Here is an 11,168-nt window from a genome sequence, read left to right as displayed (position 1 = left end):
CAGCACTTTGTCCGATACAGTCGTTTGGTGTCGTTTGACGGAAAGAAGCCGTACCGCCGTCGTGGTGTCTGGGTGACCGCAGCGATCGCCGTCCCCGTGCTGCTGGTGACCGCTCTGCTGATCGACCAGGCCCTCACTCCGAACTCGACGGCCCCCGAACGGGTCGTCACGGCAGCCGACCCGACGCCGGGCAGCGTCGAGCAGAACGCCGAGGAGTCGATCCCCCCGGCCGCACCCGCCCCGGCGGGACTGCCGGTGGTCGACTACGACCCGGCCCCCGGTGGGTTCCCCGCCGACCCGGCCACCATGGACACCACGCCGCTGACCGAGGGCGCGCACCCGACGAAGCGGATCGCCGCGTACGACGCGCCCGGCGGTCGTCCGCGTGCCTTCCTCGAACCGACGATCCGAGGCGTGGAGCTGACCATGCCGATCGCCGACCGGCACGCCGGTTGGACGGCAGTCCTGCTGCCCTCGGCCAATCGGCGGCTCGCCTGGCTGCCGCCGGGCGGGTTCGACACCGTGCCGCTGCGCGACCAGATCGTGGTGGAACGCGCGGTCCACCGCCTCACCTGGTACCGGGCCGGCAAGGCGGTGCGCTCGTGGGAGGTCAGCCTCGGCCAGGCGGGGCAGGAGACCCCACTCGGACGGACCTTCATCCTGGGCCGCACCCCACCGCCGGAGTCGGTCTACGGCGGCGTGGACATCTACGCGCTCGGGTCGGTGCCCGACGACCCGGAGTCGGTGCCGGCCGGGCTGCGGGGCGCGCACATCGGCGTGCACACCTGGCACAATGACGACGAGTTGGGCGAGAACACCACGAACGGCTGCATCCGGCTGACCCGCTCCGGTCAGCGGGAGTTGCTCGCCGAGGTGCGCCCCGGCAGCAGCCTGGTCGTGGTCGACCGGTTGCCCACCCCGCCGCCGACCGCCTGAGCGCCCCGCGGCGAGACCCGCCGTTCAGTCGCCGAGCAGCCAACCGTTCTGCTCGGCGACCCGGATCGCGTCGGCCCGGTTGCGTGCGCCGGTCTTACCGATCGCCGCCGACAGGTGGTTGCGCACCGTCCCCTCGGAGAGGTGCAGCACCCCGGCCAGGTCCGCGACCGTGCCACCGCCCCGGGCCGTACGCAGCACCTCGGTCTCCCGCTCGGTCAACGGGCTGACGCCGGTGGCCAGGGTCTCGGCCGCGAGCGTCGGGTCGACCACCCGCAGACCAGCGTGCACCCGGCGGACCGCGTCGGCGAGCTGTCGGGCCGGGGTGTCCTTGACCACGAAACCGCTCGCGCCGGCCTCCATCGCCCGGCGCAGGTAGCCGGGTCGCCCGAAGGTGGTCACCACCAGCACCCGGCAGGTCGGCAACGCGGCCCGCAACGCGGTGGTGGCCGCGATCCCGTCCAGGCCGGGCATCTCCACGTCCAACAGGGCCACGTCGGGTGTGCTGCGCAGCGCCTCCGGCACCACCTCGTCGCCCCGGCCGACCTCGGCCACCACGGTCAGGTCCGGCTCCAACGAGAGCAGCGCGGCCAACGCGCCCCGGACCAGCGCCTGGTCGTCGGCGAGCAACAGCCGGATCGGCGTCGGACCGCCGCTCACCGGGCCGCCTCCCGGGTGTGCACCCGCAGCAGAAAGCCGTCGCCCGTCGGCCGGCGACCGACGGTCACCGCCGCGTCCAGCCGCCGCGCCCGCTCCCGCAGGCCGACCAGCCCGTGCCCACTCGCGTCGGGAGTGGACGGACCACGCCCGTCGTCACTGATCTCGACCCGATCCGGGTGCACCCGGATCACGCAGCACCGCGCCCCACTGTGCCGGACCACGTTGGTCACCCCTTCCCGTACCGCCCAACCGAACAACCGGTCCCACTCCTCCGGCAGCTCGGGCAGTTCGACCGGCAGGTCCGCCGCGATGCCCGCCGCGGCCAGCGCGGAGCGGGCGCCGGCCAGCTCCGCGCCGAGACTGACCTCGCGGTACGCCCCAGCGGTCTGCCGCACGTCGGCCAGCGCGGCCCGGGCCAGCGCCTCCACCTCGGCGATCTCGACGGCGGCCCGGTCCCGGTCGACCTCAATCAGACGGCCGGCCAACTCGGCCTTGATCGCCACCACGGTCAACGAGTGCCCGAGGATGTCGTGCAGGTCGCGGGCGGCGCGGGCCCGCTCCTCGGCGACCGCGAGCCGGCCGATCTCCTGCTGGGCGGCCCGGAGTTCGCTGTTGCGCTGAGCCAACTGGGAGAACCCGAACATGGCGAACGAGGCGAGCAGCACGGCGAAGACGATGCCCTTCTCCGCCTCCCACCCCGGCACCAGCCAGGACGCCAGCACCGGGGTCACCGCGCAGAGCAGCACGGTGGCCAACGCCTCCCACCGCGGCAACAGGAACACCGCCGCCGCGGCCACGTAGACCACGGTGGCCAGCCAGTCCCCGCCGGTGCCCGGGAGACTGGCCAAGCCCACCGCGAACAGCAGCGCCAACGCGACCCGCGCCCGGCCCGCCGGGATCGGCAGCAGCGACTGACGCCGCCTGCGGGCCCACTGGAACAGCAGCACGTAGCCGACGCTGAACACGACCAGGGCGACCACACCGAGGATCCGTCGCCACGGCTCCGGTTGGCGCAGCGCGGTGGCGAGCGGCACGTTGAGGAAGAACAGCCAGACCGCGGCCAGCAGCCAACCGGTGAACCGCCAGTGGCGGTTCACCGGCCAGAGCTGCCCCGTCGAGAGGTCCATCGGGTCCACGCTATCGGCCCGGCCGGTCAGACCCGCCCGGTGTCCCGGCGGAACAGCCGAGCCGCACCGACGCCGAAGACCAGCGCCCAGACCACGATGTTGGCCACCGCCGCCATGCTCACCCCGTCGCCGGTCAGTGGGGCGCGGGCCAGCACCCCCACGCCGTACACCGGTGTGAACGTCGCGACGTGCTGTAGCACCTCCGGCAGCACCTCGACCGGCACGAACAGCCCGCCGAACATGGCCAGCACGGCCAGGATCGGGCCGATGAACTGCATGACGTTCTCGGCCGGCGCCAGGTAGCCGACGAACAGCCCGAACGCGGCGAAGACCAGCGAACCGATCCAGGCGGCGAGCCCGGACACCAGCCAGACGGACGCCGGAACGCGGACGCCGGCCGCCGCGCCCACCAGGAACTCGACGACGACAGCGAGCAGACCGAGGGCCATCGCCGTGGCCAGCTTGGTGGCCACGTACGCGCTCGGACGCAGCGGGGTGAGCCGCAACTGACGGCTCCAGCCCAGCGCCCGCTCGGTGGCCACCGCGCCACCGGCGCTGGTGGTCGCCACCATGGCCGCGTACACGGCCAGGCTGATCATGACGTACGCCGTCACCGGGCGACCGTTGTCCAGGTGCTGCCCGCCCTGCGGCAGACCGAAGATGAGGAAGAAGACGCCCGGCATGATCAGCGTGAAGGCGAGGGTACGGCGGTTGCGCAGCACCCGGCGCAGCTCGATGCGCAGGACTCCCGGGGAGAACCCGCCCAGGGCGGGCAGCCGACGGTCCGGCTCGGCGGTGCGGTTCGGGGTGGCCGACAGAGTGGTCATCTCAGGCTCCGGTCTGCGCGGTGGTCAGGGCGAGGAAGGCGTCCTCGAGGTTGCGGGAGGTGATCTCCACGTCCCGGGCGGCGGTCCGGGTGAGCAGGTGCCGGGCGACGGCGTCCGAGTCGCCGGTGCGCACCAGCACGCTGTCGCCACGTACCTCCACGGCGTCCACGTCGGGCAGCGCGGCGAGTGCGGCCTGGTCGGCACCGGGCAGGGTGGCCCGCACCGTACGGCCGGCGGCCAGGTTCTTGATCTGCGCGGTGGTGCCGTCGGCGACCACGCGCCCCTGCCGGACCAGCACGATCCGGTCGGCGTACGCGTCCGCCTCGTCCAGGTAGTGGGTGGCGAAGATGACGGTCCGTCCGGCCCGGGCGTCACGGCGCAGCGCCTGCCAGAAGTCCCGGCGACCCTCCACGTCCATGCCGGTGGTCGGTTCGTCGAGCACCATCAGGTCCGGGTCGGGCAGCAGGGCCAGCGCGAAGCGCAGCCGCTGCTGCTGCCCCCCGGAGCAGCGCCCGACCACCCGCCCGGCGATGTCGGCGATGCCGGCCCGCACCAACACCTCGGCCGCCGGACGGGTGTGTCGGTAGAAGTGGGCGGTCATCTCGACCGTCTCGCCCACGGTCAGGTCCTTGAGCAGCCCGCCGGTCTGCAGCACGGCGGCGACCCGACCCTGGGCCACCGCGCTGTCCGGCGTGCCGCCGAGGAGGCGGACGGTCCCCGCGTCCGGGCGGGCCAACCCGAGCAGCATGTCGATCGTGGTGGTCTTGCCCGCGCCGTTCGGGCCGAGGAAGGCCACCACCTCGCCGGGCTGCACCCGCAGGCTCAACCCGTCGACAGCGGTGACCGCGCCGAAGGACTTGGTGAGGCCGTCCAACTCGACAGCCGGATGCGTACTGGTCATGCCGGTAATGCTCCGGTGGCGCGTACCCCGGTGCCTGGAGCGGCCGTCACGTCCCGGCCGTGACATTTGTCAGGGCCGTTCGCGGCGTCCTGCCGGAACAGCCTGGGCAGGCATTGCGGGCGCGGCAGCGGGTAACCGCCGGGCCGGACGCCGCCGAACCGGGAGGACTCGATGGGTGCCACGCCGCAGGGCCAGGTCGACACGGTCGTGCTGATCCACGGTCTCTGGATGACCTCGCGTAGTTGGGAGAGGTGGGCCGAGCGGTACACCGCGCGCGGGATGCACGTCATCACCCCCGCGTGGCCCGGGATGGACCGGTCCGTGGAGCAGTTGCGGGACGATCCCGGCCCGATCGCCGAACAGAGCATGGCCACTATCGTGGCGCACTACGACAAGATCATCCGTGCCCTGCCCCGGCCGCCGATCATCATGGGACACTCGTTCGGCGGCCTGTTCGCCCAGGTCCTCGCCGACCGGGGTCTCGGCGCCGCGGTGGTGGGGGTGCACCCGGCGGCGGTGAAGGGCGTGCTCAAGGTGCCGCTGAGCCAGCTGCGCTCCGGCTTCCCGATCCTGCGCAGCCCCGCCAACCGGGGCAAGGCCGTCCCGTTCACCCCGGACGACTTCGCCTACACGTTCGGCAACGCCATGAGTCGCGAGGACTCCGACCGGGCCTGGCAGCGCTACGCCGTCCCCGGCGCCGGTCGGGTGTTCTTCGAAGGCGCCTTCGCCAACGTCGACCCGCGCTCACCCGCCCGGGTCGACGTCGGCCGCGACGACCGACCTCCGCTGCTGCTGATGGCCGGCGACAACGACCACGTCGTACCGGCGTCGGTGGTCCGCGCCAACGCGGGGCTCTACCAGAAGTCCCGGGCACTGACCGCGTACCAGGAGTTCCCCGGCCGAACCCACTTCACCGTGGGGCAGGACGGCTGGGAGGAGATCGCCGACTACGCGCTCGACTGGCCGCTGCGCGCGGCGGCGCTCCCCCGCGAGGCGACCATCGCCAGCGAAACCCCCCGCCGCTGAACGGGGGGCCCCCGCTGATCAACGGATGCCTCTGACCAAGCGGCATGTCGGCGACCGACGGGGGTATCCCGACGGGATGAGGGCGAGTTTCCGGATCGGTCGGGTCGCGGGAGTGCCGGTCGGCGTCAACTGGAGCGTTCTGGTCATCTTCGCGCTGATCGCGTGGGGGTTGGCCGCCAACCAGTTCCCGCGTTCGTACCCGGACCGCTCGCCCGTGGCGTACACCCTCGCCGGCCTGGCCGCGGCGGTGGTCTTCTTCGTCGGTCTGCTCGCCCACGAGGTGTCGCACGCGGTGGTGGCCAAGCGCAACGGGCTCACCGTCGACGGCATCACGCTGTGGCTGTTCGGCGGGGTGGCCGAGTTGCGGGGCGAGCCGCGCGACCCGGGCGCGGAGCTGCGGATCGCCGGCGTCGGCCCGCTGGTCAGCCTCCTGATCGGCGCGTTCTTCGGTGCCGTGGCCGCGCTGCTCGCGCTGGCCGGGCAGGGTGGTTTGCTGCTCGGGGCGGTGGCGTGGCTGGCCGGCATCAACGTGCTGCTGGCCGTCTTCAACGTGCTGCCCGCCGCGCCCCTGGACGGCGGCCGACTGCTGCGCGCCGCGGTCTGGAAGGCCACCGGTGACCGGACCAGGGCTTCGGTGGTCGCCGCCCGCGCGGGCTGGGTGCTGGGTGTGCTGCTGATCGGCCTCGGGTTGTGGCAGTTCCTGTCCGGGGTCGGTTTCGGTGGCCTGTGGCTGGCCCTGATCGGCTGGTTCCTGATCGGTGCCGCCGGGATGGAGGAGCGGCAGGCCCGCACCGGAAACGCGCTACGCGGCATCCGGGTGGGCGACGTGATGACCCCGCAGCCGCAGACCGTCTCGGCGGAGGTGACCGTCGCCGACTTCGTCGACCACTACCTCTTCGCGTACCGGCATTCGGCGTTGCCGCTGACCGAGGACGGCCGACCGATCGGCCTGGTCACCGTCGACCGGGTACGGGGCGTGCCGGCCGACCGGCGGGCGTCGACCACCCTCGCGGAGGTGGCCTGCCGGGCCGACGACCTGGTGCTCGCCCGACCGGGTGAACAGCTCAACGACCTGCTCCCCCGCCTCAGCGAGTGCGCCGATGGTCGAGCCCTGGTGGTCGGCGACGACGGCCGCCTGACCGGCATCGTCTCCCCCAGCGACATCGCCCGGGCGGTCCAACGCAACACCCTCACCGGCGCCCGCTGACGCTCTCTCATTCTTTGGGGTCAGCGGGGGAAGTAGCGGTTCAGGAGGTCGGTCTGGAACTTGTTCTTCGGGTCCAGGTCGGCCAGGAGCGCGGCGAAGTCGGCGTACCTCGGGTAGCGGGCGGCCAACTCGGCCGGGTCGGTGACGAAGACCTTGCCCCAGTGCGGGCGGGGCGCGAACGGCGCCAGGCGCTCCTCCACGGCGGCCACCACGGGCAGCACGGCGGCGGTGTCGCCGATCCAGGTGAAGTGCACGACGAAGCTGTCCCGCCGGTGGTTCGGGCTGAGCCACAGCTCGTCCGCCGCCACCGTCCGCAGCTCGCACACCAGCAGCACCGGGGCGATCAGGTGCGCCACGTCGTCCAGGGCGGCCAGCACGTCAGCCGCCGCCGTACGCGGCACGTGGTACTCGGACTGCAACTCGTCGCCGCTGCTCGGGGTGAAGCCGAGCTTGAAGTGCGGCAGCCGTTCGTGCCACGGGCCGGGCTCACCGAGTTGGGGTGTGCAGTTCTCCGGTGGCATCCCGAGCACCGGGTGCCGTGGTTGGTCGGCGGCTGTGGTGCCGAGCCAGTCCGCCGGGGGCGGCGGCTGGTCGGCTGCCTGCTTGCGCCACACCTCACGCAGTCGGGGCGTACGCCAGTCGGTGAAGACACTCACGCTGTACGCCGAGCCGAGCGCCTCGTCCAGCGCCGCCCGGTCGAGGTCGAGCCGCACGTACTGGCGCAGATCGAACGTCGGCACCACGTCCAGCGTTACTCGGGTGACCAGGCCGAGCGCGCCGAGCCCCACCACCATGCCGGCGAACCGGTCGGTGTCGCGGTCGACCCGCAGCAGGTCGCCGTCGGCGGTGACCAGCTCCAGACCGGCGACCGCGCCGGCCAGGTTGCCGTGGGCCTGACCGGAGCCGTGGGTGGCGGTGGCCACAGCCCCGGCGACCGAGATGTGCGGCAGCGAGGCGAGGTTCGCCAACGCGAACCCCTGGGTCTGCAAATGTCCGGCGAGGTCGCCGTAGCGCATCGCGCCGCTCACGGTGACCTGCCCGCGCTCGTGGTCCACCTCGACGGCCGGGGGCAGCCCGGAGAGGCTGACCAGGTCGCCGTCGGTGTCGCCGAAACGGTTGAAGGAGTGCCCACTGCCCACCGCGCGGAGCCGGGTGCTGCCCGCGACCAGCCGGCGCAGTTCGTCGGTGGAGGTCGGTCGGTGGAACGCCCGGGCGGCGTACCGCACGTTGCCGGCCCAGTTGCGGCGCGGCACCTCGGGAGCTGCGGCCTGCGGTCCCTGCTCGGTCATGTAGCGGTCTCCCGATCGGTGGACTGGTTCTCGGCCAACGCGGCGACGAGGGCGTCCAGAACCGTATCCGTCTGGAACGTGCTGTAACCACGTTGGGCGATCGGCAGACCGGCGGCGGTGGCGCGTTCGATCTCCCCCCGGGCCGCCTGCCGGGCCGACGCGTCCCCGGACATCAGGGCGTCCTGCCCGCGTCGGATCAACCGGTCGACCCGGCCCATCTGGTAGCCGCGCAGCCCGACCGTGAGATCCGGGGTGGCGAAGGCGTCACGACGCAGCGCGAGCAGGTCGACGAAACGGTCCCCGGCATGGCGGGCGAGAGCGGCGGACACCTGCTCGGGCTGCTCGCGCACCTGGTCGAGGACGAGCAGCTCGATCGCCGGACGGCCGTCGACCGGGTGCCGGGCGGTGACCAGCTCACGCGGCACACCCTGCACAGGAACCAGCAACAGTCGCGGCGGTGTCGCGTAGCCGTCGCGACGGGGCGGCTCGTCGAGGACCAGCGTGTCGACCTCGTCCCACCGGATCTCCCGGCGCAGGCCGGGTCGCCGAATGCTGAGCCCCTCCGCGTGGATCCCGAACCGGAACGGCCGCAGCGCGCTGACCAGCGCGACCGCGCCCAGCCCGATCGCCCCCACGGCGATGACCGTCCGGAGCAGCTGGCCGTCGCTGGGATAGACCAACAGAAGCACACCACCGAGTACGCACACCAGGGCGAGCGCACGGGCCCCCCGATTCCGGCGCAGTTCCACGCTCGGACCCCCCGTTCATGACCGTGGCGTCGGTCCCGACATCTTCCGCCAGACCGGGCACCAGGGACACCGGTCGATCGGGCACGGTTGTTCTCGTCGTCGTCGGGGAACCCTACGCCCATGAGCAGCTACCGCGATCCGGCCGCACGAGGTGACGTCTTCCCCTCCGAGGAGGAGCTGGACCCGACCGGCACCGGCGTCGAGCAGGCCAGTGCGCCACCGGCGGGCGGGGTGTCGAGCCACCCGTCGCCCACGCCCGGCCCCCGACCCACACCGGCACCCGCGCCGGCCCCGACGCCGGTGCCGGTGCCCGGGCCACCGCCACGTTCGCCGGGCGCCCAGTCGATCGTGACCCGACACCTGGACGGCTCGGTGGAGGTGGTCACCGACCTCGACGGTGACGGCGTCGCCGACGTCGTCCAGATCGACGTGGACGGCGACGGGATCCCGGACATCACCTATGTGGACAGCGATCGGGACGGTCGCCTGGACACCGTGCTGGGCGACGCGAACGGGGTCGGTACGGGCGCCCACCGCGCCTGACCGGGTCAGAGCTTCGCCATCACCTCACCGGCGACCAACTCCAGGTGGTCCAGGTCGCCGAGGTCGAGCACCTGGAGGTAGATGCGCTCGCTGCCGATCTCCGCGTACCGGCCGATGGTGTCCAGGACCTCACCGGGGGTTCCGGCCAGGCCGTTGGCCCGCAGCTCGTCGGGCTCACGGCCGATCGCGGCGGCCCGACGGGCCACCTCGGCGTCGTCACGCCCGCAGCAGAGCACCAGGGCGTTGGACCAGACCAACTCGTTCGGTTGCCGGCCGATCTCGGCGCAGGCCGCGCGGACCCGGTCGAACTGCGCGGCACTGTCCGGCACCGAGGCGAACGGCAGGTTGAACTCGTCGGCGTAGCGGGCGGCCAACCGAGGGGTGCGCTTCGGGCCCATCCCGCCGAGCAGGATCGGTGGGCGTGGCTGCTGCACGGGCTTCGGCAACGCGGGCGAGCCGCTCACCGGGTAGTACCGGCCGGAGTGGTCGAACCGTTCGCCGACCGGCGTGGACCAGAGACCGGTGATGACCGCGAGCTGCTCCTCCAGCCTGTCGAACCGCTCGGCCAACGGCGGGAACGGGATGCCGTACGCGGTGTGCTCCTCGGCGAACCAGCCGGTGCCGATGCCCAGCTCCACCCGACCGCCGCTCATCTGGTCGACCTGCGCCACGGTGACCGCCAGCGGGCCGGGTAGCCGGAAGGTCGCGGCGGTCATCAACGTGCCGAGCCGGATCCGGCTGGTGTCCCGGGCCAGCCCGGCCAGCGTGGTCCACGCGTCGGTCGGGCCGGGGTCGCCGGTCCCCTCGCCCATCCTGAGGTAGTGGTCGGACCGGAAGAACGCGCCGTAGCCGGCGTCCTCGGCGCAGCGGGCGACGGCGAGCAACTGGTCGTAGTCGGCGCCCTGCTGGGGTTCGGTGAAGATCCGCAGTTCCATGATCCGAGCATAGGGAGCGAACGGTGGTGCCCACGTCGGGACGGGACCCCCGCCCATATGCTTTGACGAACATATGACTGAAGAGGCATATTAGGGGGCGTGTCCACCGACGCCTTCACCATCCTCGCCGAGCCCACCCGGCGCCGGATCCTCGATCAGCTTCGCGACGCCGAACGCAGCGTCGGCGAGCTGGTCGACGGCCTGGGGGTCAGCCAGCCGGCCGTCTCCAAACACCTGCGGGTGCTTCGTGACGCCGGCTTCGTCACCTGCCGGACGGCCGCCCGACAGCGGATCTACCGCCTCGATCCGGGCCCGCTGCGGGCCGTCGACGGCTGGCTGGACCCGTACCGCCGACTGTGGGCCCGACACCTGGACGCCCTGGAACAGCACCTCGACAGTCAGGAGCAGTGAATGGACCGCGATACGTTCCGCCCGAGCCCACCCGCCGAGGTACGCACCGAGCCGACCGGCGACGCCGTGACCCTGGTCTTCGTCCGCGACCTGCGGCATCCGCCGACCACCGTCTGGGCGGCACTGACCGACCCGAGCCGGCTCGCGCAGTGGGCGCCGTTCCTCGCCGACCGCGATCTCGGCCACACCGGCGCCGCCGTGCTCACCCTCGTCGACGGCGAGGCCACCCAGGAGGACCCGACGACGGTACGCCGGGCCGAGCCGCCACACCTGCTGGAGTACACCTGGGGCGACGACCTGCTGCGCTGGGAACTGAGCCCGTTGGGCGACGGCACCCGGCTCACCCTGCGACACACCGTCGCCGACCAGGGCATGCTGCCGATGGTCACGGCCGGTTGGCACCTCTGCCTCGACGTCGCCGACCGGCTGCTCGACGGCGACCCGATCGGCCCGATCCGTGGCGCGGAGGCCAAGGACTTCGGGTGGTCCGAGCTGCGCGACGCGTACGCCGAACGGCTCGGTGAGGGCTGACGGTGTCGCCCCGGCGGCCCCGGGCACCC

The 11,168-nt window shown here is 72.8% G+C and carries 13 protein-coding genes; 6 read left to right on the top strand and 7 right to left on the bottom strand.

What is annotated here, in order from left to right; genetic code table 11:
- Positions 1–27: 27 nt before the first annotated feature.
- Positions 28–936: a L,D-transpeptidase gene (locus O7617_RS19805; protein WP_282257295.1), complete on the top strand. Its 909-nt coding sequence runs from the start codon at positions 28–30 to the stop codon at positions 934–936.
- A gap of 24 nt (positions 937–960) precedes the next feature.
- Here the strand turns inward: O7617_RS19805 and O7617_RS19800 are convergent, their stop codons facing one another.
- From O7617_RS19800 to O7617_RS19785, 4 genes are read right to left on the bottom strand one after another with little or no spacing between them, the layout of a single operon-like run.
- On the bottom strand, positions 961–1,593 hold the full coding sequence (locus O7617_RS19800; protein WP_282257293.1) for a response regulator transcription factor: 633 nt from the start codon (positions 1,591–1,593) through the stop codon (positions 961–963).
- Positions 1,590–2,720, bottom strand: a complete 1,131-nt coding sequence (locus tag O7617_RS19795; RefSeq protein ID WP_282257292.1) for a histidine kinase — start codon at positions 2,718–2,720, stop codon at positions 1,590–1,592. The genes O7617_RS19800 and O7617_RS19795 overlap by 4 nt, the downstream gene beginning before the upstream one ends.
- A gap of 26 nt (positions 2,721–2,746) precedes the next feature.
- Positions 2,747–3,547, bottom strand: a complete 801-nt coding sequence (locus O7617_RS19790) for an ABC transporter permease (RefSeq protein WP_282257291.1) — start codon at positions 3,545–3,547, stop codon at positions 2,747–2,749.
- 1 nt (position 3,548) lies between these two features.
- Positions 3,549–4,448, bottom strand: coding sequence for an ABC transporter ATP-binding protein (locus O7617_RS19785; RefSeq protein ID WP_282257290.1), 900 nt, complete (start codon positions 4,446–4,448; stop codon positions 3,549–3,551).
- Between the two features lie 171 nt (positions 4,449–4,619).
- On the opposite strand from O7617_RS19785, the gene O7617_RS19780 reads away from it, so the two are divergent.
- Positions 4,620–5,474, top strand: coding sequence for an alpha/beta fold hydrolase (locus O7617_RS19780; protein WP_282257289.1), 855 nt, complete (start codon positions 4,620–4,622; stop codon positions 5,472–5,474).
- A 76-nt stretch (positions 5,475–5,550) separates the two neighbouring features.
- Positions 5,551–6,681, top strand: coding sequence for a site-2 protease family protein (locus O7617_RS19775; protein WP_282257288.1), 1,131 nt, complete (start codon positions 5,551–5,553; stop codon positions 6,679–6,681).
- Between the two features lie 20 nt (positions 6,682–6,701).
- Here the strand turns inward: O7617_RS19775 and O7617_RS19770 are convergent, their stop codons facing one another.
- Positions 6,702–7,970: an FAD-binding protein gene (locus O7617_RS19770; protein ID WP_282257287.1), complete on the bottom strand. Its 1,269-nt coding sequence runs from the start codon at positions 7,968–7,970 to the stop codon at positions 6,702–6,704.
- The gene (locus O7617_RS19765) at positions 7,967–8,719 is read right to left on the bottom strand and encodes a hypothetical protein (protein WP_282257286.1); all 753 of its coding nucleotides are present in this window, start codon (positions 8,717–8,719) and stop codon (positions 7,967–7,969) included. Before O7617_RS19765 ends, O7617_RS19770 begins: the two co-directional genes overlap by 4 nt.
- A gap of 120 nt (positions 8,720–8,839) precedes the next feature.
- Between O7617_RS19765 and O7617_RS19760 the strand changes: the two genes are divergently transcribed.
- Entirely contained in the window at positions 8,840–9,262 is a 423-nt protein-coding gene (locus O7617_RS19760) for a hypothetical protein (protein WP_282257285.1), read from the top strand.
- Positions 9,263–9,267: 5 nt separating this feature from the next.
- Here the strand turns inward: O7617_RS19760 and O7617_RS19755 are convergent, their stop codons facing one another.
- Positions 9,268–10,197, bottom strand: coding sequence for an LLM class F420-dependent oxidoreductase (locus O7617_RS19755; protein WP_282257284.1), 930 nt, complete (start codon positions 10,195–10,197; stop codon positions 9,268–9,270).
- A gap of 99 nt (positions 10,198–10,296) precedes the next feature.
- Here O7617_RS19755 and O7617_RS19750 point away from each other — a divergent pair, with 99 nt between their 5' ends.
- Both O7617_RS19750 and O7617_RS19745 read left to right on the top strand, forming a co-directional pair.
- The gene (locus O7617_RS19750) at positions 10,297–10,608 is read left to right on the top strand and encodes a metalloregulator ArsR/SmtB family transcription factor (protein ID WP_282257283.1); all 312 of its coding nucleotides are present in this window, start codon (positions 10,297–10,299) and stop codon (positions 10,606–10,608) included.
- Positions 10,609–11,139 (top strand): SRPBCC family protein, encoded by a 531-nt coding sequence (locus tag O7617_RS19745; protein WP_282257282.1) that lies wholly within the window; start codon positions 10,609–10,611, stop codon positions 11,137–11,139. It abuts the gene before it with no gap.
- Positions 11,140–11,168 lie beyond the last annotated feature (29 nt).

Source organism: Micromonospora sp. WMMD1155, from assembly GCF_029581275.1.
Classification (GTDB): domain Bacteria; phylum Actinomycetota; class Actinomycetes; order Mycobacteriales; family Micromonosporaceae; genus Micromonospora.
Note: the sequence above shows the minus strand (reverse complement) of the source record. Positions and strands in the feature narration are given on the sequence as shown.

Coding starts and splice junctions, on each gene's coding strand:
- O7617_RS19795 (WP_282257292.1), bottom strand. CDS start 2,720: ATGGACCTCTCGACGGGGCAGCTCTGGCCGGTGAACCGCCACTGGCGG.
- O7617_RS19790 (WP_282257291.1), bottom strand. CDS start 3,547: ATGACCACTCTGTCGGCCACCCCGAACCGCACCGCCGAGCCGGACCGT.
- O7617_RS19785 (WP_282257290.1), bottom strand. CDS start 4,448: ATGACCAGTACGCATCCGGCTGTCGAGTTGGACGGCCTCACCAAGTCC.
- O7617_RS19780 (WP_282257289.1), top strand. CDS start 4,620: ATGGGTGCCACGCCGCAGGGCCAGGTCGACACGGTCGTGCTGATCCAC.
- O7617_RS19775 (WP_282257288.1), top strand. CDS start 5,551: ATGAGGGCGAGTTTCCGGATCGGTCGGGTCGCGGGAGTGCCGGTCGGC.
- O7617_RS19770 (WP_282257287.1), bottom strand. CDS start 7,970: ATGACCGAGCAGGGACCGCAGGCCGCAGCTCCCGAGGTGCCGCGCCGC.
- O7617_RS19760 (WP_282257285.1), top strand. CDS start 8,840: ATGAGCAGCTACCGCGATCCGGCCGCACGAGGTGACGTCTTCCCCTCC.
- O7617_RS19755 (WP_282257284.1), bottom strand. CDS start 10,197: ATGGAACTGCGGATCTTCACCGAACCCCAGCAGGGCGCCGACTACGAC.
- O7617_RS19745 (WP_282257282.1), top strand. CDS start 10,609: ATGGACCGCGATACGTTCCGCCCGAGCCCACCCGCCGAGGTACGCACC.